Source organism: Thalassospira indica, from assembly GCF_003403095.1.
GTDB classification, from domain to species: domain Bacteria; phylum Pseudomonadota; class Alphaproteobacteria; order Rhodospirillales; family Thalassospiraceae; genus Thalassospira; species Thalassospira indica.
This window is the reverse complement of sequence record NZ_CP031555.1, coordinates 4,282,933-4,307,661: the sequence shown is the minus strand read 5'-3', so window position 1 is coordinate 4,307,661 and position 24,729 is coordinate 4,282,933. Positions and strand designations below refer to the sequence as shown.

The window sequence follows — 24,729 nt, the reverse complement described above, 5'->3', positions numbered from 1 at the left end:
AAGCTGCCTGTTGCTATTGGGCTTTGTGGGTTTGTCGGGTGAAAAATTCTTCAAGCTCGGCAAAGCCCATGGCCTGGTCGGAAAATCCGAATGTGCCGGTATCGATCATTTCACGCGATGCTTTGACAAAGGCGCCATAGGCAAGGCGGGCAAGTGCTGATCCGACGCTGATCCTTTTTGCGCCCGCCTCCGCCAGTTCAGTCAGGCTGAAGGTGTTTCCGGGCATGCCCATAACGACATTCACCGGTTTGCTCAGCGATGCGCAAACCGTTCGGATCGTCTCAAGATCATACAAGCCCGGCGCATAAAGAACATCCGCCCCTGCCTTTTCAAAGGCCTGAAGGCGCTTGATCGTGTCGTCAAGGTCGGGGCGTCCCCACAGGAAGTTTTCGCACCGTGCGGTCAGGACAAAATCATGGGGCAAGGCTGATCGGGCTTCGACAGCAGCCTGAATGCGTTCAACAGCAAGCGAAAAATCATAGATCGGGTTTGCCCGGTCTCCTGTGTGATCTTCAAGCGAACATCCCGCCAGCCCGATTGACGCTGCGACCGCAATCGTTTCTGCCGAGCTTTCCGGGCTATCGCCCATCCCTTTTTCAAGATCGGCAGTGACGGGAAGTGGTGTCGCCGAAACCAATACCTGGCAATGCTTGAACGTATTTTCGGGTGATGTCTTGCCTTCGGCAACGCCAAGGGAAAATGCCATGCCCGCACTTGTTGTTGCCAAGGCGCGAAAGCCGAGTGCGGCGAGAATTCTGGCTGTTCCGATATCCCATGGATTTGGAATGATGAATGCACCAGGTTCTTCGTGAAGCGCCCGAAACATTGCCCCTTTGTCCTGCGTCATGTTCTGATCCTTTTGTGCAAAATCGCAAATTCTGTTTAACACAAAACAACAGAACATAACAAGAACATTTGTCGCGCAGGTTGCAACCGCAAGGTATCGCGCACTGAAGATATAGCGTTGATCGGATGATCAAATATCGAAAAGGGCCGCAGTGATCTTTTGCCCCATCGGGGCCATCAGGTGGCGTTCTCGTGGCGACAGCCACCTGAGTTCGGCAATCTCGCGTTCGGGCGCAAGGGTTCCGCAATAATAGCCGGTAAAACAGGTCATGCGCACAATCGACCCTTCGGGCAGGTTGTGGCCCTGTCCGGCAAACGTGCCCAATTGGCGGAGCGTGCCGGGGATCAGATCGACACCGAGTTCTTCCTTGATTTCGCGTTTGATGGCTTCGCGTGCGGTTTCGCCGGGATCAATCTTGCCGCCGGGCAGATAGAACCGGTCGCGACCGTGGCTTCTGACCGACAGGATGTTTTCGCCGTCGCGCAAGATCCAGTTGGCGGTTTCGATTACCTTGATCAAGGCTGGGTCTGTGGTGCTATGACTGCTTGCGCGCATGTGGCCTCACAGGATTGCGACATCAAGTCCGATATCAACGGCCGGTGCGGATTGGGTAATCCGCCCGACGGAAACGTAATCGACCCCGGTTGCGGCAATTGCACCGATGGTCTGAAGGGTGACACCCCCGGATGCCTCAGTCTTGCAGCGACCAGCGACAATGGCAACCGCTTCGCGCAACATATCCGGGCCCATGTTATCAAGCAGGATGATGTCTGCGCCAGCGTCCGTGGCTTCTTTGACCTGATCAAGAGTGTCACATTCGACCTCGATGTTAGGCAGATTGGCCGCACGCGCCGCCTCAACGCATTTGGTGATCGATCCGACAACACCAATATGGTTGTCCTTGATCATCACCCCGTCATAAAGACCCATGCGGTGGTTTTGTGCGCCTCCCATGCGGGTGGCGTATTTTTCAAGCTTGCGCCAGCCCGGCAGTGTCTTGCGGGTATCAAGCAGTTTGGCGTTTGTTTCGCCCATCGCCGCGACATAGGTGCGCGTGGTGGTGGCAATGCCCGACAGGTGTTGAAGCGTATTAAGCGCTGTGCGTTCGGCGGTCAGGATACCGCGCGCATTGCCTTCGACCACGGCCAGGATGTCTTTGGCCTTGATCGCATCCCCATCTTCGCAGCGCTTTTCGATCTTCGCATCCGGGACGAGCTTGCGGAAGCACTCAAGCGCGATATCAAGCCCGGCCACCACGATGTCTTCACGGGTTTCAAGCGCGACGCGAAGGCGGGCATTTTTAGGCACCACATTGTCAGATGTGATGTCGCCGGTACCGATATCCTCGGCAAAGGAACGATCAATGAATTCCGCGATTTCGGCGTGTGTCAGGACGGTCATGATGGCGGGCTGCTTTGAATTCTGATGGGGAATGGCAAACAGCCCCGCAAAATTTGCGGGGCTGTGAGGTTGGCTGGCTTACGCCGCGTCGTCTTTTTTGACCGGAATGTTCTTTGACATTTCCAGCATGCGTTCAAGCGGCTTGACCGCTGCGACGCGCAGGTCTTCGGGCATGACGATCTGCGGGCCGTTATTGACCAGGCACAGATACAGCTTTTCAAGCGTATTCAGCTCCATGAACGGGCAGTTGTTGCACGCACATGATCCGTCGGCACCCGGTACTGGAATGAATTCCTTGTGCGGGGCTGCTTTTTCCATCTGGTGGATGATGTGGGGTTCGGTCGCGATCAGGTATTTCTGATCCGGACCATTGATCACATATTCCAGAATGGCGCGGGTCGAGCCGATGTGATCGGCGTGCTTCAGAATGCCATCATGGCATTCCGGGTGGGCTGCGATCTTGGCATCCGGGTTCTGGGTCTTGAGGCGGATCAGCTCACGTTCGGAGAACTGTTCATGCACGATGCACGACCCGTTCCAAAGCGTCATGTCACGACCGGTTTTCTTGGCAAGATAGGAACCAAGATGGCGGTCAGGCGCCCAAAGGATCGGCTTGTCGAGCGGGATCTGATCAATGATCTCGGCCGCGTTCGACGAGGTCACGATAATATCGGACGCAGCCTTCACCTCGGCCGAGCAATTGATATAGGTGATTGATACGTGATCAGGATGCTGTTCGCGGAATTTGCGGAACGGTTCCGGCTGGCAAGAATCTTCGAGCGAGCACCCCGCTTTGGAATCCGGCAGCAGAACGGTTTTGTTCGGGCTCAGGATTTTGGCAACTTCCGCCATGAAGCGCACGCCGCAGAACACGATGACATCGGCATCGGTTGCTGCTGCCTTGCGCGACAGATCAAGGCTGTCACCGACAAAGTCGGCAAGGTCCTGAATTTCCCCATCCTGATAGTAATGGGCCAGAATGATCGCATTCTTTTCCTTTTTCAGGCGCTGAATCTCAGCTTCCAGATCAAGGGTGGGATCAATCTGCATTTCCGACATTGCGTCGGCCGAAGCCTCGGCAATGGTGATCATTTCATTCATGGCGTCTTCTCATCTCGCCTGGTTGCAAGCCGGAGATAATGCGCGGGGCCCGGCATCGCAAGTTAATGACAGTTTGAAGACTTCAATATCGCCATTGGGCAGGGATGGCAAGGAATTGGGCGGCAAAGAAAGGCAGCCTTGCGTCAACAACAGCCCATCTGATTGATAAATCTCAGTGCTGCTACCTTTGAGCAATTCTATGTTTGGCCCGGATTACGTAACGGATTGACGATGAAATGCGCGTTCGTACCCGCGTTTTCGCTGTTTTTTTATCCGGCTGTTACATACCTGCCTTGTAGAATAAGAAATATGCGCGGGGCCCCGGATCAGGGCATAAAGCGCATAACGAATACATATGAGAGTCTTGAATATGGATTGGGTCCCGATCGCCTTTGGCACGTTTAAAGCTGCCGCACTGCTTATCGCGATGTTCTTTGCCATCAAATGGCATTACGACCAGGGCCAAAAGTACGGCAGGCAAGCCGTCCTGCGCGCCAGCGCCAAGGTCACCGGCCTTTTCGTCCTCGCCCTTCTGGTGGTCGGCGGCATTACGTTCGCGCTCAGCAATTTCCTGGGTCTGGATCTGACCTACTGACGATACAACCATTATAAACGACATCGGCCCTGCAGGATCTCCCGCAGGGCCGATGTCGTTTTATTTTGATGGTGCTGCAGCTACCCGCAGGAATCAGGGATCAAACGGAAAACCCATAATAGTCCCACTCTGCCGCAGACACCTTAAGCGCCATCTGTTCGTATTCGGCCTGTTTGATTTTGGTAAAGGCCGTGTGGAAGCGGTCGCCAAGCGTGCGTTTGTTGAATTCGGACTCCCCAAACTGATCAATCGCATCCAGCCAATGACGCGGCAGGTCGTTGGGGGCCTTTGCCTCGCCGATTTCATCTTCGCACGGTTTGCCCGGATCGATTTTGCCTTCGATCCCGTCAAGCGCCGCCCCCAGGGTCACAGCCGCAACCAGATAGGGGTTGGCATCGACACCGGCAATACGGTGTTCGAAATGGCGGGTTTTGCCAGGCGTGCCCGGCACGCGAAGCGCCACGGTGCGGTTTTCAACGCCCCAATCGTCTGAGGCCGGTGAATACATCGCCGATGCAAAGCGGCGCCAGGAATTCATGAACGGGGCCAGCAGCAACATGGTTTCACCAATCGTGCCGCGAATGCCGCCAATTGCATGCAGCATAAGTGGGCTTAACGATCCATCCGGCTCGTCGGCAAACAGGTTGTTGCCATCTTGGCCCGCTAGTGAGAGGTGCAAATGCATGCCCGATCCGGCTTCATTGCCAAATGGTTTGGGCATAAACACCGCTTCCTTGCCAAAGCGCCGTGCGACCGTGCGGATCAGGCGTTTGGCGATGATCACGTCATCGGCCGCTCGCATCAGATCGCGATAGCGGATGGTCATTTCATACTGACCGGGACCATATTCCGAAATCAGGGTTTCCAGCGTCAGATCAAGATGCTTTGCCCCGTCATATACCGCATCAAAAAGTGGCGACATCTCGTCAATTTCATCGACGGACATTGTGTTGCGCAGCTTGCTGCGCCGCTTGGTGATGGCATAGGAGGCCGGGTGATAGAGCCCTTGCGCATCCGGGGCCTGATCGACCAGATAAAATTCAAGCTCGAACGCGCCCATCGGATAGAAGCCAAGCTTTTCGGCCCGTTTGACCTGTGCGCCAAACACATTGCGCGGGTCCACGTCATGCGGTGCGCCGTCTTCTTCATACATGGCAATCAAAAGCTGCCCGCGCCCGGTATGGGGCAGATAACCAAGCGTGCCCGGCACCGGCCAGCAGCGGCAATCCCCGCCGCCACCGGTTTGCACAAGGCCGCAATCATCAACATCTTCGCCACTGACATCCTGCCCGAAGATCGAGCTCGGCAAGCCGCGGCCAGATTTATAGATGCTTTCGAGCTCATGACGCCGGATCGTCTTGCCCCGGCCAATCCCGTGAAAGTCGGTCAGGATGATGTCGATGGCCTCGACATCGGGATAATTGGCCAGAAAGTCCTGTGCTTCGGACAATTGACTTCCACTGGGGGAGGGGGCGTTTGCGGTGGCCACGGCACGATTTCCTAAGATGCTGATAGTTGTTCCGTCGAAACAGAACCGATACTGGGCAGGATATTAGCCCTGATAACGACGGAAGAAATAGCGATCTTTTGGAACGCCTTCGGGAAGCGGCTCGGCAATCGTGCCCGGCACATCGATTTTCTGATCGGATGCGACAATGGCACCCTTCATCAATGCCGGCGGCAAGGTCGATCCGATAAAGGATGCGATCTTGGCGTTCAGGTCTTCATCCCCGGTGCCAACATCGGAATGCACCAGCGCAACCTTGCCCTTGAAGCGCTCAACCGCCTTTGGCAGGGTTTCGAAGATGTCGCCAAGGAACAGATGGTCATCATCGGGTATGCATTTCGGGTGGGCCGCGATCTGGCGATCAAAGACGAAGATCTCGCGATCCGGCATGATTTCGCGCAGGTGATCGAAGGTGCGCCCGTTGCCAAGCCCGACTTCAAGCACGATGCCGTCCTGATCCTTGATCATTTCGGCGGCCGCATTCAGGCAATCGCGTTGGGCTTGAAGGCGGCGGATAACGCTGTTCAGACGGGACATTGTATAAAAGGCTCCGGGTTGTTTTTTCGTGGGTAAGCACTTGATTTAACGGCTTTGGGCATTGGCGCAAGCGGGCTTGTCCCAACTTGCGCCAATGGATCGCAAATCAGGCGACAAATTTGGTGGCTTCAAAGGCCGGAACGCGCGCGTCAAAGGTTTCAAGCCAGCTGACCAGCGTCGGATAGCTTGCACGCCATGTGCCCTCAAAGCGCAGATCAAGATACCCCAGCGCACAGGCAATCGCGACATGGCCAATCGTCAAATCCCCTTCAAGGGACGGTGCATTGGCACTCAGATGATCCAGCGACCGTTTGACCTTACCTGCCTGATAGGACAGCCAGTCGTCATGGCGTTTGTCTTCCGGGCGCATGCGGGTTTCATAAACCTGCAGGATCGATGCATCGACAATGCCATCGCCAAGCGCCTGCAGGGTCAATGCTTCCCAGCGGGCATCGCTTTCGGTCGGGTGCAGGGTGGTGCCATCGACCTGTGCGTCAAGATATTCACAGATCACGCGGCTATCGAAAATCTTGCGGCCATCATCAAGGATCAGGATCGGAATTTTACCCAGCGGGTTTTGCTGGCGCAGGGTATCGGCCGGGTCGTTGGTGTTCGACATTTCGACTGACAACTGGTCATAAATGCCAAGCATCTTGGCAACGATTTTAACTTTCCGGCCAAACGGCGACGGACCACTCGAACGCAGAATCATGGATTTCCTCCGGGCGTATCAATTGTTTGTCCGCAGTCTAAGGGCGAACCGGGATCGCAAGGAACTGAAATTTTCTCAAATGAGGATCAGGAACCGGAACCGGTGGCCGCCGGCGAGGTTTCGGTATCGTCTTCCTCATCCCCTTCCCCTTCGCCCAGTCCGGCCAGATGAAGTTCACGTGCAAGACGCACGGCAGGGCGGGCGGCAAAGAACACCGATCCGATGATAAACATCCACGTCCCGGCCTTGACCGTTGCATCATCGAGAAACAGGAAGCTTCCGACAATGAACAACACAGCAGCCAGAAGGTCGACGGCCGAATAGGCGATCTCATAGGCGCTGTAAATCTGGCGGTGGCGATGGCTGGCATCAAAGCGGCGGGATCGAAAGAGCTTCATTATTGGGCCTCTTTTAGTCAGCTAAGTCTGACTGTTGAACGTATCGAGACACGAAACGTTTCCTTTTCAGGACCTAGTTATATCAAATTAGGAGGCAAATGGGTCTGAAGCTGCTGGTTCGGATGAGAAAGGATCAGACGGGCGGTCTTCCATTGGTGAAGACCACATTGCTCGTTGGCACCGATGAAGTTCTTCTAATGCTTCGTAACTATCCCTGAGTGATAATCGAGCGATTAATTTATTTGAGTAATGGAACTCGACTACATGCTTTGTCGCAAACTCTTGAAAAAATTCTGTCTTGGAGAATTCAGCGTATAAGAAAGCTGTCCCCGCGTCTAAGTCTATGCCGGTTGCAATTGCTTCCCAAGGCACTTCATCATCGAATTGAATACGAATGTTGTAGTCTTTTCCGCGTTCAAGTGAACGCCATTCGGGATTTCCAAGAATCAAATACCCAACATCTGACTCCGAGTTGATGCCAATTCTAAAAACTGTGCCTTTTTCATATAGGGCAAAGAGAAAACATCCATTTCCGAGGGTGGGGTCTACTTTAACGGTCCATTGGCCCACTTCTTTCCAAAGAGGTGCATCATTTGCGTCAGCTTCAAAGGCGCCAGCAGCAACAAAAATATATAGAATAGATGCAACTAATATCTTCTTGTTCAGAAGCATTCGTCGAGACTTCCTCGATTTTCACAAACTTTGTAAGTTAAACTCTAGTGTTAGTTGCGATGTGAGTAAACGCTAAAGTAGAGATTCTGGTCTATCTGTTGCGCGCTCTAGGATGGGTGCCGTTATAGACCGCCATCAATTGTTCGGTATCCACAGCCGTGTAGCGCTGGGTGGTCGACAGCGATGCGTGACCCAGCAAATCCTGGATGGTGCGCAAATCGCCACCCCCGGCCAAAAGATGCGTGGCAAAGGAATGGCGCAGCGCATGCGGCGTGGCGGTATCGGGCAGGTTTAAAAGTTCGCGCACCTTGCGCATTTCGCGCTGGGCGACCTGTGCGACAAGGCGTTTGCCACGCGCACCAAGGAACAGTGGGTCATCGCTATTGGGCGCAAACGGGCAGCTGCGCATATAATCCTCGATCGCGTCGCGCACGATGGGCAGAACCGGGACAAGGCGCTGCTTGTTGCCCTTACCCGTGATCACCATCGAATCCCCGGTCGGGCGTTGATTGGCGTTCAAATCCAGCGCCTCGGAAATACGCAATCCGCAGCCATAAAGCAGGGTAAAAAGGGCGAGGTTACGTTTGCCAAGCCATGGTTCATCCTGCCAAGCATCGGCATTTTCAAGCACCGCCATCGCGTCATCGGGTGCGAGTGGCTTGGGTGTTGATTGCGGCAGGCGCGGGTTACGGATCGATTGCACGGCGGCATTTTGCCCGCGTCCGGACCGTTCAAGGAAACGATAGAAATTCCGCAAGCTTGAAAGGGCACGCGCCGTAGACGTCTTGGCCATGCCATCCATGCTGCGCCGGGCCAGCCAGCTTCGAAAATCGCGCGGGTTCAGACGCAGCAAATCGCGAAGGGTTGGGGTATCGCCAAGATGGTCTTTCACAAACCCCAGAAAGGCATAAAGATCGGCCAGATAGTTTTCCGTGGTGTGCTCGGATGCGCGCCGCTCATCGGCAAGCCAGCCATGCCAGTCGGCAATGGCGTCGCGCACATCATTTGGCAGGGTGATGGCGGTCAGACCGTTTGGGTCAACCATCGGCGCACACCAAACTCGATGACAGAAGCCAGGAACATGATCAGGTCATTGGCCTGTGCCGGGCTGAAATAATCGGGTTCCTTGACGCCAAAGGCAACAAGCCCGACCGGATCGCCATAAAACGGTGCCAGACGCACAATCGCAGCAGAACGGATATCAGATGCCTTCGGACCAAAGATCGCCTCATCCCCTGCATCATCGGGCAGAAGCCAGACATCCTGTTCTTCGCCAAGAACCTGATCAACTGCACCAGAAACAAGGCGACGGACCCGGCCATCACAGCTTGGCACCGGCGCTTCATTGCATTCCTCGAAACACAGCGCGATGGCGTCAAGGTCGAGCAGCTCGGGGACAAGGTCTTGCAACGCCTCGACAAAGGTTTCAAACCCGCGTGCGTTAAGCAAAGCCAGAACCGCACGGTGAATGCGGCTTTGGGTTTCGAGGTTGGATTTGGAAATATTGATCAGCTCGCTGGTTGCCCCGCGCAGCTTTTCGCGTTCATCGCGCAGCCGGGCGACGACATATTGCTGCATGTCGGCAACGCCATTGCCGAGTTCGCGCATCGGCAGATCAAGACTTTCAAGCAAGTCCGGGCGCGTGGTGAAGAATTCAGGATGTTCGGCAAGGTAGTCCGCGACATCATCGGCGCGCAAAGCTGTCTTTTCCATCGGTTCCGGCTTGAAAAGTGAGAAACAAAAAACCCGGCTGCCACAATGCGGGCTGCCGGGTTAAATGCATGTTAAAAACCGCGCGGGGTGCGGGTTTTTATATGTCTATCGCGATCAGCGATCCAAAATTACAGGATCGACTGGCCGGTTTTTTCCCAATCGGCGAGGAAGGCTTCAAGGCCTTTGTCGGTCAGCGGGTGTTTGGTCAGCTGACCCAGAACCTGCGGCGGGATGGTGACAACGTCAGCACCGAGACGGGCCGAGTCGACAACATGCTGCGGGCCACGTGCCGAAGCAACAAGCACTTCGGTGGTCCAGTTAGGGTAGTTGCCATAAACATCAACGATGTCGGCTATCAGCTGCATACCATCAGAGGAAATGTCATCCAGACGGCCAACGAACGGTGAAACATAGGTCGCACCGGCCTTGGCAGCCAGAATGGCCTGACCAACCGAGAAGCAAAGTGTTACGTTGGTCTGAATGCCTTCGTCGGTGAAGGTGCGGCAAGCCTTGAGACCATCAGCAGTCAGCGGCAGCTTGACGACGACATTGTCGGCGATCTTGGCAAGCTTGCGGCCTTCGGCAACCATGGTTTCGTAATCGGTCGCAGCAACTTCTGCGCTGACCGGGCCGTCGACAACGTCACAAATTTCCTTGATCAGTTCGAGAAACGGTCGGCCAGACTTTGCTACCAGCGAGGGGTTGGTGGTGACACCGTCCACGAGGCCGGACATGGCCAGTTCGCGGATTGCGTCGATGTCAGCGGTATCGATGAAAAACTTCATTGGAATTCCTGTTTAGGACCTGTTGTTCAATGATGCGGTTAGCTGCTAGGTTCTGGATCATCTGATGACGGAACCAGATCCTTGCTGTGGGACCGTTATTTTCTTGTGCCCTGTAGCTGGCGATCCTGAAAGGGCACCGGTCGGATGGGCAACCTCACGGGGTTTATAATATATGAGTGCCGCAAAGGCCACCTCTGGAAATTTGTTTGCGAATGATCCGGCCTTTGAGGTAACCGCCCAGACCGTGAGCGTCCTGCCGCCCCTGCCTTTGGCGGGCCCCTATGACTATCTGGTGCCCGAAGGTGTCTCGGTTGCGCCGGGCGATTTCGTTGAAATTCCATTGGGCCGACAAACCCAGCGTGGTGTCGTCTGGGGCGATGCCAAGGGTGATGTTGATCCCGCCAAATTGCGTGAAATTCTGGGCGTGCTGCCAACGCCCCCGATGGATGACGTGACGCGCAAATTCATTGACTGGGTGTCGGCCTATACCATGTCCCCGCAGGGGGCAGTTTTGCGCATGGCGATGAGCGTTCCCGACGCGCTTGAGGCCCCCAAACCGATCTTTCGTTTTACCCTGAACCCGGAATTTGACGTTTCAGGCCTGCGCATGACACCACCCCGCAAACGGGTGCTGGCCTTTCTGGCCGACCATCCGCCGATGGAGCAGGGCGATATCCTGCGTGAAACGGGTGCCGGGGCCAGTGTCGTCAAGGGGCTCGTCGAAGCAGGTGCCGTGCAGCGCTTGATGGTGACCCCACCATCGCCATTTGATGCGCCGGATCTTGATATTCCCCGTCCCGATTTGTCGGCTGAGCAGAACGAGGCCGCCGATGAGCTGTGCGCCCGTCTGGAGCAGGGCGGATTTTCCTGCACTTTGCTGGATGGTGTCACCGGATCGGGCAAGACCGAGGTCTACTTTGAGCCAGTCCGTGCTGCCTTGGCAAAGGGTCAGCAGGTTGTCGTCCTGTTGCCAGAAATCGCGCTTTCGGCCCAATGGCTGCAACGTTTCCGCGACCGGTTCGGGGTTGAGCCCGCCCTTTGGCATTCCGAAGTCGGGCAGGCCAGGCGTCGTGATACCTGGCGGGCGGTGGCCGATGGATCGGCCAAGCTTGTCGTCGGGGCCAGGTCGGCCCTTTTCCTGCCCTATCATGATCTTGGCCTGATTGTGGTCGACGAGGAACACGAACACGCGTTCAAGCAGGAAGATGGCGTGATGTATCATGCCCGCGACATGGCGGTGACACGGGCGCATCTGGGCAATATCCCCATCGTGCTGGCGTCCGCGACCCCGTCGCTTGAAACCCTGGCCAATGTTGAAGCCGGGCGCTATCAGCATGTGCAACTTGGCAGTCGTCATGGTGTGGCGGTGTTGCCATCTGTCGAGATCATCGACATCCGCCAGGACAAACCCCAACGCAATCGCTGGATCACGCCGACGCTCAAAAAACGGCTGGCAGAAACCTTTGCCAATGGCGAACAGGCGATGCTGTTCCTGAACCGACGCGGTTATGCGCCGCTTACCCTGTGTCGGGCCTGTGGTCATCGGTTCCAATGCCCGAACTGCACGGCTTGGCTGGTTGAGCACCGGGCATGGGGCAAATTGCAATGCCATCATTGCGGCTATCAGGCCAAGGCCCCGGATGCCTGCCCGTCCTGCGGGGCTGAGGGTAAGCTCGCCCCGTGCGGTCCGGGGGTTGAGCGCCTTTTTGAGGAGGCGGTCGAAACCTTCCCCGATATCCGGGTTGAGGTTGCGACATCTGATAATATCATGGGACCAAAGGCCGCGGCAGAGCTGATCAATCGTGTGCATAATCACGAAGTCGATCTTTTGATTGGCACGCAGATTCTGGCCAAAGGGTATCACTTCCCGATGCTGACATTGGTGGGCGTGGTGGATGCCGATCTTGGCTTGGCCGGGGGCGATCTGCGTGCAGCCGAGCGGAGCTATCAATTGCTGACCCAGGTTGCCGGGCGCGCAGGGCGTGGCGATCGGCCGGGCACAGTGATCTTGCAGACCGCCGATCCCGCCAACCGTGTGATCAAGGCGATTGCCGCAGGTGACCGCGATGCCTTTAACGCGGTGGAGCTTTCGCAACGTATGACCCATGGCATGCCGCCGCATGGTCGGTTGGCGGCCCTGATTATCAGCGGCAAGAAGGAAAACGAGGTCGACGAAGCTGCTTGGCGCATTGGCCGGGTTGCCCCGCGGGGCGACGGCCTGATGGTCCTTGGTCCGGCCCCGGCACCGTTATCTTTGCTGCGTGGGCGCTATCGCCGTCGCTTCATGATCCGTGCGGACAAGGGCGTTAAGATGCAGGCGCTGATCCACGAATGGCTGTCAAAGGTCAAGACACCGGGCAGTGTCCGCGTGCAGGTCGATATCGATCCCTACAGCTTTATGTAAGACGGGACTTTTCCTGATGCTTATTGGGAATATTGCGACTGCCACCAGTCATACCCGTCCGGTCCAAGGTATCGTTCAAAGATACGAAGCAACCGGCCATCTTCGCGCATTTCGCGGATGATTTCGTCATACCGGCTCAGGAACGCTTCCTTTTCGGGATAATCGGACGCCTTGGAAAACACATTATAATAGGGCGCACGACGCAGTGGCGGATACAGAAAGGCGATCTTGTTGCGATAGCGATTCTGCAGACTGTCATATATGGTGTTGAGGTAATTGACCGGTACCGCGTCAAACCGGTTTTGCAGCAACATCGGGATCAGAAGGTCACTGCGGGCCACTGTCTGGATATCAAGACCGGAATTCCAGAAGGCGCTGGTATAGGAATAGTCGGCTGCAGCCCCGATCCGCACCCGTGCGAGATCGGAAAATTCCTCGAACCGGATTTTTTCTTTGTCCTCGACCCGGATTGCAAATCGCCAATCCAGCAGCAGATGCGCCTCATTGGGATATAGCAGGAATTCGGCGCGCTCGTCATTCATCGAAAGCGTCAGGACGATGTCCGAGTTGCCGTTGCGGGCGTTGTGCAGCAAACGGCTGCCATTATCGACAAAACGGAACACATAATCCCGGATTCCCATGGTGCGCAGCACCTCGGTCATGATGTCGATATCAATGCCCATGGGGTCTTCATGGCCAACCCATTTCAGCGGGGCTTCTTCAAGCCCCTCGATCACAAGGGTGCGGGCTGAAGGGCTTTTCCACGATAACAGGATCAGGCACACTGCTGCACAAAGGCAAATCCCAATTTCAAGGAAGCTTTGTTTTCGTGCCGTTGGCGTCTTCATTGTCGTTCCTGTTGTCCTGAAAACGGCGCAGGTGCATCTGCTGTCATATTATATTTAAGGAGTTAATTTGATAATGCTTTGTGAAAGTAACAACGAATCATCTGAAAATCAGCGCAGCATGTGCGATTGGGCCGAGCAGACATTCGGCCCGGTCAGTGATCCGGCCTCACTCGTAGACCGAGCCCTTCTGGAAATGCAGGAACTTGGCGAAGCGGTTCAGGATCGCGACATCAGCGAGATCGGCAAAGAGGCCGCCGATGTTCTGATTTTGCTGTATCGTCTTGCTGATCAGTTCGACCTCGATCTTGATCAGGAAGTTCAGGCCAAGATGGCGATCAATCGGTCAAGAACCTGGGTATCAAAGGGCGATGGCACGGGATCACACGTCTGAAACCATCCAAGCTTGTTTGTCACATTTACGCGGGCCATCCTGACAAGCCTTCACGAGTATTCAACTCGATATAGGAAGCGCGCTGTGCGATTCTGTCGACATATTGGCGCAGGGTTGGCCTGTCGATGGCCGGGCACGGCATGTTTCGCGACCATCGCATCAGCATGACGGCCAACATGTCGACCATCCCGAAATGATCACCGAGAAGATAGTCGCCCTTCTTCAAAAGGCGCGCCTCGAAATCATCCCAGACAGAGCTGATCCGCTTTTCGGCCAGTGCCTTGACGGCATCGGCCCCCTCCGGATTGCCGTCCTTTGCCGCATAAAGCCAATCGCGCATCGCCGGCATCAGCGTATTGGCGATGTAGATGGCAAGTTGTAGCCATTCTGCTCTTTGGGGACTCCCGACGTCAGGCACCAGTCCACTGCCGGGATGGCGTTCTGCCAATAGCATCAACAGGGCGACTGTTTCGCCGTATGCTACCCCATCAATGACCAATGTGGGCACACGCCCCGACGGATTGAGCTTTAGATATTGCGGGTCACGTTTTTCGCCACGATCAATATCAACCAGGAAAGCCTCAAAGGGCACACCGAGTTCAATCAACATCCAGTGCACCGCCATGCTGGCGGCCCCCGGTGCGTAAAACAGCTGATAATTCATGGGCGGTGATCTCGATGCGGTTGGTTGACGACTAGAAACAAGACACTAGTGAAATCCCGTGCTGGTATCCAGTATCAGCTAACTCCCAACAGCAGATCAATTTGGGCAAGCCCGTCCGTAAGGTGTGAAGTTGGTTACAGTTTCGACCGGTTTATCCCGATAATTGCCGCCAGGATAAAAACCAACTCTGTGCAATTCGGGGATTCGTCGGCTGAATCAGGATTTCATTAACCTCGCGGCCCCATCCCCAACCAGAGGCATCTTATTAAATAGTTGTAAGCCTGCCTTAAAACTGGGCGATTTCGGGGTGTTTTGGCCGAACTTTGCCAAAGAATGGAAAAGAGGGCGCAATTGCGCTTGCGCGGGGGTTGCCCACTCAAAGGACATGTGATACCAAACGCTCGCTTCCCGGAAGGAAACCCTTTCGGGGGATCATTTTTTTATACGTATCCGAGTCGTTCTCATAACCAGAATTGAGGGCTTTCACCGGTGTCCCAAAATACTGCCGCGACCGGGCTCCAAGGGCGCTACGCCACAGCACTATTTGACTTGGCCAACTCGGCCAACCAGCTTGATGCTGTTAAAAGCGATCTTGAATTGCTCGACCAGGCCATCGCAACCAGCGATGACCTCCGGAATGTACTCCGCAGTCCCGTGATTTCCCGGGACGTGCAGGCCAAGGCGATGGCGGCTCTTCTGGACAAGCTTGGCGTTTCCGAGTTGACCAAGAAGACCGTAGGGCTTCTGTCTCAGAAGCGTCGTCTGTTTGCCCTGCCGGATGTCATTGATTCCTACCTTTCCATGCTCTCGGCTCACAAGGGCGAAGTTACCGCACAGGTGACCTCGGCTTCCGAGCTGAAAAAAGAGCAAATCGAAGCCGTTACCGGCGCTCTCAAAGAAGTTGTTGGCGCCACTGTAAAAGTGGACCTTAAAGTTGATCCGGCTGTTCTTGGCGGTCTTGTCGTCAAGGTCGGTTCCCGGGTTTTTGATGCCTCGCTTCGTACTAAACTGCAGAAGCTCGAGCTCGCTATGAAAGGGGTTGCGTGATGGAAATCCGCGCCGCGGAAATCTCCGCTATTCTTAAGGATCAGATTGCCAATTTTGGTGCTGAAGCCGAAGTTGCCGAAGTCGGTCAGGTTCTGTCTGTCGGTGACGGTATTGCCCGTGTTTACGGTCTGGACAACGTCCAGGCTGGTGAACTCGTTGACTTCCCGGGTGGCATTAAGGGCATGGCCCTTAACCTCGAAGAAGACAACGTTGGTGTCGTGATCTTCGGTTCTGACCGTTCGATCAAGGAAGGTGACCAGGTTAAACGTACTGGCGCCATCGTTGACGTTCCGGTTGGCAAAGAACTTCTTGGTCGCGTTGTTGACGGTCTGGGTAACCCGATCGACGGCAAAGGCGAACTGGGTGCAAAAGAACGTCGCCTTGCTGACGTCAAAGCACCGGGCATCATCCCGCGTAAATCGGTTCACGAGCCGGTACAGACCGGTATCAAGTCGATTGACTCGCTGATCCCGATTGGCCGTGGCCAGCGTGAGCTGATCATTGGTGACCGTCAGACCGGTAAAACCGCCATCATCGTTGACACCATTCTGAACCAGAAGCCGGTGAACGATGCAGCGAAATCCGACAGCGACAAGATGTTCTCCATCTATGTTGCAGTTGGTCAGAAACGTTCGACCGTTGCACAGGTTGTTAAGGTCCTTGAAGAGCGCGGCGCGATGGAAAACACCATCATTGTTGCTGCGACCGCATCCGACCCGGCGCCGATGCAGTTCATCGCACCGTTCGTTGCTTGCGCAATGGGTGAGTACTTCCGTGACAACGGCATGCACGCAACCATCTTCTATGATGATTTGTCCAAGCAGGCTGTTGCTTATCGTCAGATGTCGCTGCTGCTTCGCCGCCCGCCGGGACGTGAAGCATTCCCGGGTGACGTCTTCTATCTGCACTCCCGTCTGCTGGAACGTGCGGCAAAGATGAATGACGAAAACGGCGCTGGCTCGCTGACCGCACTTCCGGTTATTGAAACCCAGGGTAACGACGTTTCGGCGTTTATTCCGACCAACGTGATCTCGATCACCGACGGTCAGATCTTCCTTGAAACCGACCTGTTCTACAAAGGCGTGCGCCCGGCTGTGAACGTTGGTCTGTCGGTTTCGCGTGTTGGTTCGTCCGCACAGATCAAAGCGATGAAGCAGGTTGCTGGCTCGATCAAGCTGGAACTCGCTCAGTATCGTGAGATGGAAGCATTCGCACAGTTCGCATCGGATCTTGATCCGGCAACCCAGAAACTTCTGGCCCGTGGCGCACGTCTGACCGAGCTGCTCAAGCAGCCGCAGTACTCGCCGCTCAAGGTCGAAGAGCAGGTTGTTGTGATCTACGCTGGTGTTAAAGGCTATCTCGACAGCATTCCGGTGAACAAGGTTCGCGCCTTCGAAGAACAGTACCTGTCCGAAATTCGTTCGGCTGGCGCTGATATCCTCGATGCGATCCGCACCGAGAAAGTTCTGTCCGATGACAGCGAAGCCAAGCTTAAAGCGTTCCTCGACAAGTTCGCGAAAACCTTCGCGTAAGACTGAAACTTAGGCGAAGGAGGAAACGCAATGGCTAGTTTGAAGGATCTGCGCTCGCGCATTGCCAGCGTCAAATCGACGAGGAAGATTACCTCGGCGATGAAGATGGTGGCAGCCTCCAAGCTCCGTCGTGCACAGGATGCAGCGGAAGCAGCGCGTCCCTATGCTGAACGCATGGGGACGATGCTGGGCCGTCTTGCAACTGCCGTCAGCAGCAATGAAGGGGCGCCAAAGCTTCTGGCCGGTACCGGTAAGGATGATGTGCATCTGCTCGTCGTCTTCACCGCAGACCGTGGCCTTTGCGGTGGTTTTAACGCATCGATCGTCAAAGCAACCCGTCTGAAAGCCAAAGCCCTGCAGGCTGAAGGCAAGACGGTGAAGCTGATCTGTGTTGGCCGCAAGGGGGCAGATGCGCTCAAGCGTGAATTTGGTGACAATATTGTCGCCCGGTATACTGGCATCGAGGGCAAGAAGGGGATTGATTTCTCTTCGGCAACCGAGGTGGCAGACAAGGTTCTGGCGCTTTACGACGAAGGCGAATTCGACGTCTGCACGATCTTCTACAACAAGTTCGTGTCCGCGATTTCGCAGGTGGCAACCGCTCAGCAGCTGATCCCGTTCACGGGTGAAGAAGCAGACGAGCAGGAAGAAGCAACTGGTTCTTCTGCGGTTTATGAATACGAACCGTCCGAAGAAGCCATTCTGGCTGATTTGCTGCCGCGTAACGTTGGCGTCCAGATTTTCGGTGCAATGCTTGAAAGCAGCGCATCTGAACACGGTGCGCGTATGTCCGCGATGGATAACGCAACCCGCAATGCCGGCGATATGATCGACCGACTGAGCATCCAGTACAACCGCTCACGTCAGGCTCAGATCACCAATGAACTGATTGAAATCATTTCCGGCGCCGAGGCTTTGTAAGCGGGTCGCAGGAAGTTAACGGATAGCTTTGTCCGAGCAGGAGACAATAACTATGGCGAACAAGAAGGCGGGGAAAATTTCCCAGGTAATGGGCGCCGTCGTCGACGTTAAATTCGACGGCGATCTGCCTCCCATTCTGAATGCGCTGCATGTTGACAACAACGGTCAGCGTCTGGTTCTTGAAGTTGCACAGCACCTTGGTGAAAATGCGGTCCGTACGATCGCAATGGACACCACCGAAGGTCTGCAGCGCGGTCAGGAAGTCACCGACACCGGTGACGCGATCTCGGTTCCGGTTGGTCCGGAAACCCTTGGTCGTATTCTGAACGTTATCGGTGAGCCGGTTGACGAACGTGGTCCGGTTAATGCAGCCAAGACCTCTCCGATCCACCGTGAAGCACCTGACTTCATCGACCAGTCCACCGAAACCGAAATCCTTGTGACCGGCATTAAGGTTATCGACCTTATCGCGCCGTACACCAAGGGTGGTAAAATTGGTCTGTTCGGCGGTGCGGGCGTTGGTAAAACCGTCCTTATCATGGAACTGATCAACAACGTGGCAAAAGGCCACGGTGGTTACTCAGTCTTTGCTGGTGTTGGTGAACGTACCCGTGAAGGTAACGACCTCTATCACGAGATGATGGAATCGGGCGTTATCAACCCGGAAGGCGAATCCAAAGCCGCACTGGTCTATGGCCAGATGAACGAACCCCCGGGAGCACGTGCACGTGTTGCTCTGACCGGTCTGACCCTTGCGGAATACTTCCGTGATGAAGAAGGCCAGGACGTTCTGTTCTTCGTCGATAACATCTTCCGCTTTACCCAGGCTGGTTCGGAAGTGTCGGCACTTCTCGGTCGTATCCCGTCTGCTGTGGGTTATCAGCCGACGCTGGCAACCGACATGGGTGCGCTGCAGGAACGTATTACCTCGACCAAAAAAGGTTCCATTACCTCGGTTCAGGCAATTTACGTCCCGGCCGATGACTTGACTGACCCGGCACCGGCAACCTCGTTTGCCCACCTTGACGCAACCACCACGCTGAACCGTCAGATTGCCGAGCTCGGCATCTACCCGGCAGTTGACCCGCTCGACTCCACTTCGCGTGCTCTGGATCCGGGCGTCATTGGTCAGGAACACTACGAGACCGCGCGTGAAGTTCAGCGTGTTCTTCAGACCTACAAAGGCCTGCAGGACATCATCGCCATCCTCGGCATGGACGAGCTTTCGGAAGAAGACAAACTGGTTGTGGCACGTGCCCGTAAGATCCAGCGTTTCCTTTCGCAGCCGTTCCACGTTGCAGAAGTCTTCACCGGTACTCCGGGCGTGTTCGTTCAGCTCGAAGACACCATCAAGGCTTTCAAAGCGATCTGCGCTGGTGAATATGACCACATGCCGGAACAGGCATTCTACATGGTCGGCACCATCGAAGAAGCCATCGAAAAAGCCAAGAAGATGGCCGAAGCTGCCTAAGGCAGCTTTGGTCCCCCTCCGGCTAAGGAGCGAGGATTGTCATGACTGATACGACTGTACTGGAACTTGTTTCACCGTCTGCCCTGCTCAAATCCGAGCCGGTCGAGATGGTCGTTGTTCCGGGCACGGACGGGAATTTTGGTGTTCTGCCGAAGCATGCGCCGATGATCTCGACCATTCGTCCGGGTGTCATCGACATCTATGCAGGTGGTAAGGTTTCCGAACGTATCTTCGTTGCTGGCGGTGTTGCCGAGGTTAATCCCGAGCGTTGCACCATTCTGGCAGAAGAAGCGGTTCCGGTTTCCGATTTGAAAGCTGACGAAGCACAGGCCCGTCTTGAAGAGGCTCAGGCCGCTCTCAAGTCTGCCGAGACTGCACACGACAAAGCCAATGCCGAGCGCGCGCTCGACATTGCCCGTGCACAGATCCAGGCCCTGAGCAACTAAGCCTGCTTTCAGAAAATCATTTAAGAAGGCCGTCCTGATGGGGCGGCCTTTTTTGTTGTCCGATGTCGTCTTGGGTCGTTTTGGGGCTTTCGGGTTTCGGCCTAACCGCGCCAGCCCGCCTGCGCGCGTAAACTTGCTGCCTGCAAAATCCAGCCACCCCCAAACCCCAGCACCACGATCGCGCCAAATGCCGTTGCGATCATCGGTCCGGCGATTGTCGCGACCTGTGCGAGATCAATGGTGCCGATGGCTTGTGCGGCGATAATTGCAATCCCGCTGCCGGCCATCAGTCCAACCAGTCCACTGATCGCAACCATCAGTCCGGTTTCAAGCGCCCCGGTTCGGGTGATTTGACTGGGCCGAATACCAAGGGCGCGCAGCATGGCAATTGTTTCTGTCTGACGCTGGCGCAGCGCGATCAGTCCGCAAATAATCACCAGAACCGCGCCAAGGGTCGCCAGTGGCGTGATCGTGAGCAGCCCTGCGACCACACCGTCAAACAAGCCGGTCAGTTTTGCCAGAACGTCGTTGACGAAAATCACCGGGATATCGCGATGGGTCTCAAGGATCGGGTCCATCGACGTCCTTGCATCCATCGTGTCATTGAGCTGCACAGCACTTATCACCCCATGGTCAAAGGCCGACGACATTGGCGACAGCACAATCGGGAAATCAAGGTCAAGTCGGGTCCAGTCAATCTGTCGCAGATTGGCAATGCGGACGTTATGGGGCTTTCCCATGATATTGACCGTCAGGCTGTCTCCGACCGCCGCACCGATTGCCTGTGCGACACTGGCGTCAAGGGACGCCAGTCCTTCATTGACGCTCTCTGGCGGCCACCAGTGGCCATCTGTAAGCGTGCTTTCGGTCATGTATGCTGTCGGACGATCCGTCCATGACATGCCCCGGTCGCCGCGCAGGAACCAGTGATAGCGCCGTGGTACTTGGGCCTGCGTCAATGGCACGCCGTTCAGATGCGTGACCCGACCGTGCAGAAACGGCATCTGGGTGACGCTCTGAACACCATCAGTGCGTTGGATTTCTGCCTGAAAGGCGTCTTGTTCTTTGGGCGGGATATCGAAAAACACCACATCCGGGGTCTGGGACGGCAAGACGGATTTCAAATGCTGCCCCGCCAAGCTGCCAAACAGCATAACCGCGGTCAGACAAGTCATCGCCAGACCAAAGGACGCGGTGATGGTTACGGTTGGCGCAGAAGGCCGGGCGATATTGCGCAATGCCAGACGAAGGGTGAGGGAAAGGCGATGTCCTGTTGATAACCTTCCTGCCATTGCCCGGATTATCCGTCCGAGACCGACAAAAAGAATCTGGCATCCGACAAGAACCGCCAACAAGACAAGCGAAAACCAGCCAAGGTCAATCAGGGCGCCGGCAATGCCAAGCAAGCAGGCCGCAATGAGGGCCTTTGTGATTATGAGCTTGGTCGAACGGCGTTTTATGGTGTCCTGCGTTTCACGGTGATCCTGATGGCGAAACAGGAAGGCCGGGGAAGCATCGCTGGCATCGCGGATCGGGTTGATAGAAACAAGGGCAACAAAGCCGAAAACAAAGCCCGCAATCAACGTGCCATTCTCGAAAGTTGGCCGTACGTCAAAGCCAAGCATTTCGGCGAACAACGGACCAAGCACCTCGCCCGCGATTACAGTCAAAACAACCGCAATCAGGATGGCGAAGGCAGTGATAAGTCCCATTTGCCAGATAATGCTGGTGGCAACTTCCTGTGGTCGGGCGCCCAGGCTGCGCAGGGTCGCAAAGCGCGGACGTCGCGTGGCAAGGTCGGCTGTCAGGGCATTTCGGATGGCACTTGTCGCGATGGCAAAGATCGCAATTCCCATCAGGCTGACGAAGGCGGACGCGAAATCCCCGATGCGTTCAAGCCCGGGGACGCCGTCCGCCGCACTGACAATCCGCCATCCGCTATCTGGAAATCGGTCCTCGATGGCGGCAATAATCTGATCCGGCGATCGCGCGTTATTCGGTGGCAGTTTGATCCGCAGATACCAGTAAACCTGCTTTCCCGGTGCCAAAAGTGGGCTGTTGCGATACGCGTCGAGCCCAACGATCACGCGGGGACCAAGCGAGAACAGCCTGAATTTGCGTTCTGGCTCGGCGGCGATACGTGCGCGGATCTGGTAAGGCTGACCCCCAAGATAAAGGGTATCGCCGACCCTGTACCCAACGTCTTCAACCAGTTCGGGACCAACGACAATGCCGGGTGTGCCATCGCGGGTGCCAAGGGCTTCCGAAAGGGGAATGTCTGGCGACAGTTTCAGATGTCCAAAAAGCGGATAGGCGGCATCAACCGCCTTCAGTTCGGAAAGCACGACCTGTTGATTGTCGGATGGCTGGACCATCACCCTTTGTTCGATTGTCAGGCTGAGGGTGCCAAGCGTTTCAAGAAAGGCAATTTCATCTATCGTCGTTGCCCGGTGAAACAGACGCAGCGAGATATCCCCGCCGATGGTCTGTTGTGCTGACTGGCGCAACCCATCGCGAACCGACTGCGTCAGACTGACGGTCAGCACCAGAATGGTCGCGGCAAAGACAAGGGTGGCGAACAGGGTGACAATGCCAATACCGGGTTTGCGCAATTCACGCAGCGCAATCCTAAGGCAGGTCGGGATGGGCCGGGATGTCAAAAGCAGAGATGTCGGGCGGCGCACGGCAGTCTCTCTGGCAGGGGGTTACGGCGTGGGGGTCAACGCCAGTCCCAGCCAGAAGGATTCGATCATTTTCATCAGTTCGATGAATTCTGTCACATCAACCGGTTTCCGCAAATAACAGTTTGCCCCGGCGGCATAGCACAGATCGACATCATGCTCGGCACCGGACGTTGTCAGGACGATTACCGGAATGGATGCGCAATTGGGATCATTGCGGATATCGCGCAACATTTCGCGGCCATCCTTGCGCGGCATGTTGAGGTCCAGAAGAATCAGGCGTGGGCGCGGTGAATTGCGATACGGACCATCTTGCTGCAAAAACTGCAGTGCGGTCATCGCATCCTTTACGTGATGCAATTCAACCGGTTGTTTGAATTCCCGAAGTGCTTCGCGCACCAGGCGCGCATCACCAGGATTATCTTCAATCAACAACAGGTTGTTTATTGAACCGTTCTTTTGATCCGGCATGCTGATCCGCTATCCTTAGGGATGAGCTTTTGGTGCGCATGGTCATCCCTGATCTTTTGTTTTGTGAGCCTGTCAATATATTGATCCGAAAGAAAAAGATGGCCCCCACCATCGAAAGGTATTCTTTGGAATCACATATATGATGTATTTCTTATCTATCCTTAAGTCTTAATTTCATACCTCAGCACGAAGTTCAATTCAATAAGACTTCAGTAAAGTTGCAGATATTATCCGACTGTATGGGATATAATGGTTCAAAAGTGCAGGGAAAAGAGTTTCTGCAAAACAATTTTTATCGGCAATATTACCGATAAATGCCTGCTCAGTTCGCCGAGATGCCGATTTCTTGTGCCAGCGAGTCGAATCGGGCAATTAGTTCCGGCTGGTCGGCAAACACCGTGCTGGCCTTCTCGAACGCCGCCTTGGCATCGTCTTCCCGGCCCAGCACCATATAGGCCTGCATCAGGCGGGCCCACCCGTCGGGATTGTTCGGCTCAGCCTCCAGCCGTTCGGCCAATCCATTGACCATCGACATGATCATTTGCTGCTGCTCTTCAGGTGTCATTTCCTGCGCGGCGGCGATATCTTCCTGACTTGGGCCGGTGGACGTGTTTTCGGCAATGTTCAGGCGTCCTTCAATGTCGATCCCTTGGGCAAGGGCGGCTTCGTTGATCCGGCCAACCACCATCGGCAACCACGGGGCATCGCCCGGTGCCCCATTGGCAAGCGCGATCCAGCGATCGACCGCAGCACCGACATTGCCTTCCTGTGCATCGGCAAGGCCAAGATAAAACTGGATGCGCGGATCGGTACTGTCAGTTTTTTCGGCTTCGCGCAGCACGCCACGGGCTGTTGTATTGATTTGGCCGTTGTTGCTGCGGATCAGGCTTTCGGCATACATGGCCAGATAATCACCGTCGCGTCCAGACCGTTTGACGGTTTCAAGAAACGCGGTTTGTGCTTCTTCCGGGCGACCAAGCGCCATCAGGCTGGCACCCAGCAATTCCCAGGCCCGCAGATCATCTGGATTTTCCAAAAGCCTTTGCGACAGATCGCTAACGGCACGATTGAGCACCGACTGGCGGTCTTCATCCGCCGTCTGGGCCATGCGCACGGCATTGATTTCATCGGTGCGGCTGGTGATCGGACGGTCTGGCATGGTCGGATTGCCAAGATCAAGATAAAGCCCGAACCCGCCTGCAATGAACAGCACGATAAAACCGGCGGCAATGGCCCGGACGGGCTTGTTTGCCGATGTCTGCTCGATAGTGTCAGTGGGCTGTTGCTTTTTGATGCGCTGATCGGCCGCCAGAATACGACGCTGAACTTCGGTGCGCGCGGCATCGGCTTGTTCTGCGCTTAGAACGCCGCGCTCAATATCACGGTCAATCTCGGAAAGCTGATCACGATAAACCGCCAGATCGCGCGAAAGCTCGTTTTCCGGGCTGCCATCTTCAAGCGCCGATGCTGACGACGCATCACTTGCCTCATCCGATCCAGCTTTACGGTTGCCGCCAAAAATCGGCCACAGAATGAACCCCGCAAGCAGCAGGGTAATCGCGCCAAGAACAATCCAGATGGTCAT

Annotated in this window: 25 protein-coding genes; 8 read left to right on the top strand and 17 right to left on the bottom strand. The window is 55.5% G+C overall.

Going from position 1 to position 24,729, the window contains the following annotated elements; genetic code table 11:
* Nucleotides 1-13: 13 nt before the first annotated feature.
* The 4 genes from DY252_RS20140 to nadA form a co-directional block, all read right to left on the bottom strand.
* Nucleotides 14-847, bottom strand: coding sequence for an isocitrate lyase/PEP mutase family protein (locus DY252_RS20140; protein WP_064788703.1), 834 nt, complete (start codon nt 845-847; stop codon nt 14-16).
* Between the two features lie 129 nt (nt 848-976).
* A complete protein-coding gene (locus DY252_RS20135; protein ID WP_051007597.1) occupies nt 977-1,402 on the bottom strand; it encodes an NUDIX hydrolase in 426 nt (141 codons plus the stop codon).
* A gap of 6 nt (nt 1,403-1,408) precedes the next feature.
* Nucleotides 1,409-2,248 (bottom strand): carboxylating nicotinate-nucleotide diphosphorylase, encoded by an 840-nt coding sequence (gene nadC / locus DY252_RS20130; protein ID WP_064788704.1) that lies wholly within the window; start codon nt 2,246-2,248, stop codon nt 1,409-1,411.
* Nucleotides 2,249-2,326: 78 nt separating this feature from the next.
* A complete protein-coding gene (gene nadA, locus DY252_RS20125; protein ID WP_064788705.1) occupies nt 2,327-3,349 on the bottom strand; it encodes a quinolinate synthase NadA in 1,023 nt (340 codons plus the stop codon).
* Nucleotides 3,350-3,719: 370 nt separating this feature from the next.
* Here nadA and DY252_RS20120 point away from each other — a divergent pair, with 370 nt between their 5' ends.
* A complete protein-coding gene (locus tag DY252_RS20120) occupies nt 3,720-3,944 on the top strand; it encodes a hypothetical protein (protein ID WP_064788706.1) in 225 nt (74 codons plus the stop codon).
* A gap of 100 nt (nt 3,945-4,044) precedes the next feature.
* Here DY252_RS20120 and DY252_RS20115 read toward each other — a convergent pair whose 3' ends face one another.
* The 8 genes from DY252_RS20115 to fsa all read right to left on the bottom strand — a co-directional run bounded on the left by DY252_RS20115 (nt 4,045) and on the right by fsa (nt 10,268).
* Nucleotides 4,045-5,433, bottom strand: coding sequence for a glutamine synthetase family protein (locus tag DY252_RS20115; RefSeq protein ID WP_064788707.1), 1,389 nt, complete (start codon nt 5,431-5,433; stop codon nt 4,045-4,047).
* 63 nt (nt 5,434-5,496) lie between these two features.
* Complete coding sequence (locus DY252_RS20110) at nt 5,497-5,988, bottom strand: class I SAM-dependent methyltransferase (protein WP_064788708.1); 492 nt, start codon at nt 5,986-5,988, stop codon at nt 5,497-5,499.
* A gap of 106 nt (nt 5,989-6,094) precedes the next feature.
* A complete protein-coding gene (locus DY252_RS20105) occupies nt 6,095-6,700 on the bottom strand; it encodes a glutathione S-transferase family protein (RefSeq protein WP_064788709.1) in 606 nt (201 codons plus the stop codon).
* 86 nt (nt 6,701-6,786) lie between these two features.
* The gene (locus tag DY252_RS20100; protein WP_064788710.1) at nt 6,787-7,098 is read right to left on the bottom strand and encodes a YrhK family protein; all 312 of its coding nucleotides are present in this window, start codon (nt 7,096-7,098) and stop codon (nt 6,787-6,789) included.
* 87 nt (nt 7,099-7,185) lie between these two features.
* Entirely contained in the window at nt 7,186-7,770 is a 585-nt protein-coding gene (locus DY252_RS20095; RefSeq protein ID WP_082923457.1) for a hypothetical protein, read from the bottom strand.
* Nucleotides 7,771-7,861: 91 nt separating this feature from the next.
* Nucleotides 7,862-8,815: a tyrosine recombinase XerC gene (locus DY252_RS20090; RefSeq protein ID WP_064788711.1), complete on the bottom strand. Its 954-nt coding sequence runs from the start codon at nt 8,813-8,815 to the stop codon at nt 7,862-7,864.
* The gene (locus DY252_RS20085; protein ID WP_064788712.1) at nt 8,794-9,483 is read right to left on the bottom strand and encodes a DUF484 family protein; all 690 of its coding nucleotides are present in this window, start codon (nt 9,481-9,483) and stop codon (nt 8,794-8,796) included. Before DY252_RS20085 ends, DY252_RS20090 begins: the two co-directional genes overlap by 22 nt.
* Before the next feature lie 128 nt (nt 9,484-9,611).
* Complete coding sequence (gene fsa / locus DY252_RS20080; protein ID WP_064788713.1) at nt 9,612-10,268, bottom strand: fructose-6-phosphate aldolase; 657 nt, start codon at nt 10,266-10,268, stop codon at nt 9,612-9,614.
* Between the two features lie 172 nt (nt 10,269-10,440).
* Here fsa and DY252_RS20075 point away from each other — a divergent pair, with 172 nt between their 5' ends.
* Nucleotides 10,441-12,672 carry a primosomal protein N' gene (locus DY252_RS20075; RefSeq protein ID WP_064788714.1) on the top strand — a complete coding sequence of 744 codons (2,232 nt, stop codon included), beginning with the start codon at nt 10,441-10,443 and terminating at the stop codon, nt 12,670-12,672.
* A gap of 20 nt (nt 12,673-12,692) precedes the next feature.
* Here DY252_RS20075 and DY252_RS20070 read toward each other — a convergent pair whose 3' ends face one another.
* The gene (locus tag DY252_RS20070; RefSeq protein WP_064788715.1) at nt 12,693-13,520 is read right to left on the bottom strand and encodes a substrate-binding periplasmic protein; all 828 of its coding nucleotides are present in this window, start codon (nt 13,518-13,520) and stop codon (nt 12,693-12,695) included.
* Nucleotides 13,521-13,593: 73 nt separating this feature from the next.
* Between DY252_RS20070 and DY252_RS20065 the strand changes: the two genes are divergently transcribed.
* On the top strand, nt 13,594-13,911 hold the full coding sequence (locus tag DY252_RS20065) for a MazG-like family protein (RefSeq protein WP_064788716.1): 318 nt from the start codon (nt 13,594-13,596) through the stop codon (nt 13,909-13,911).
* 25 nt (nt 13,912-13,936) lie between these two features.
* Here the strand turns inward: DY252_RS20065 and DY252_RS20060 are convergent, their stop codons facing one another.
* A complete protein-coding gene (locus tag DY252_RS20060) occupies nt 13,937-14,575 on the bottom strand; it encodes a glutathione S-transferase family protein (protein WP_064788717.1) in 639 nt (212 codons plus the stop codon).
* A gap of 489 nt (nt 14,576-15,064) precedes the next feature.
* Here DY252_RS20060 and DY252_RS20055 point away from each other — a divergent pair, with 489 nt between their 5' ends.
* From DY252_RS20055 to atpC, 5 genes are read left to right on the top strand one after another with little or no spacing between them, the layout of a single operon-like run.
* On the top strand, nt 15,065-15,622 hold the full coding sequence (locus tag DY252_RS20055) for a F0F1 ATP synthase subunit delta (RefSeq protein ID WP_040823053.1): 558 nt from the start codon (nt 15,065-15,067) through the stop codon (nt 15,620-15,622).
* Complete coding sequence (gene atpA, locus DY252_RS20050) at nt 15,622-17,154, top strand: F0F1 ATP synthase subunit alpha (protein ID WP_008889762.1); 1,533 nt, start codon at nt 15,622-15,624, stop codon at nt 17,152-17,154. The genes DY252_RS20055 and atpA overlap by 1 nt, the downstream gene beginning before the upstream one ends.
* A 30-nt stretch (nt 17,155-17,184) precedes the next feature.
* Nucleotides 17,185-18,075 (top strand): F0F1 ATP synthase subunit gamma, encoded by an 891-nt coding sequence (locus tag DY252_RS20045; RefSeq protein WP_064788718.1) that lies wholly within the window; start codon nt 17,185-17,187, stop codon nt 18,073-18,075.
* Between the two features lie 52 nt (nt 18,076-18,127).
* Nucleotides 18,128-19,546, top strand: a complete 1,419-nt coding sequence (atpD, locus tag DY252_RS20040; protein WP_008889764.1) for a F0F1 ATP synthase subunit beta — start codon at nt 18,128-18,130, stop codon at nt 19,544-19,546.
* Nucleotides 19,547-19,587: 41 nt separating this feature from the next.
* Nucleotides 19,588-19,992, top strand: a complete 405-nt coding sequence (gene atpC / locus DY252_RS20035) for an ATP synthase F1 subunit epsilon (RefSeq protein ID WP_008889765.1) — start codon at nt 19,588-19,590, stop codon at nt 19,990-19,992.
* A gap of 101 nt (nt 19,993-20,093) precedes the next feature.
* Here the strand turns inward: atpC and DY252_RS20030 are convergent, their stop codons facing one another.
* The 3 genes from DY252_RS20030 to ccmI all read right to left on the bottom strand — a co-directional run bounded on the left by DY252_RS20030 (nt 20,094) and on the right by ccmI (nt 24,729).
* Nucleotides 20,094-22,676: an ABC transporter permease gene (locus tag DY252_RS20030; protein WP_064788719.1), complete on the bottom strand. Its 2,583-nt coding sequence runs from the start codon at nt 22,674-22,676 to the stop codon at nt 20,094-20,096.
* A gap of 21 nt (nt 22,677-22,697) precedes the next feature.
* Complete coding sequence (locus DY252_RS20025) at nt 22,698-23,144, bottom strand: response regulator (protein ID WP_008889767.1); 447 nt, start codon at nt 23,142-23,144, stop codon at nt 22,698-22,700.
* Between the two features lie 322 nt (nt 23,145-23,466).
* Entirely contained in the window at nt 23,467-24,729 is a 1,263-nt protein-coding gene (gene ccmI, locus DY252_RS20020; protein WP_064788720.1) for a c-type cytochrome biogenesis protein CcmI, read from the bottom strand.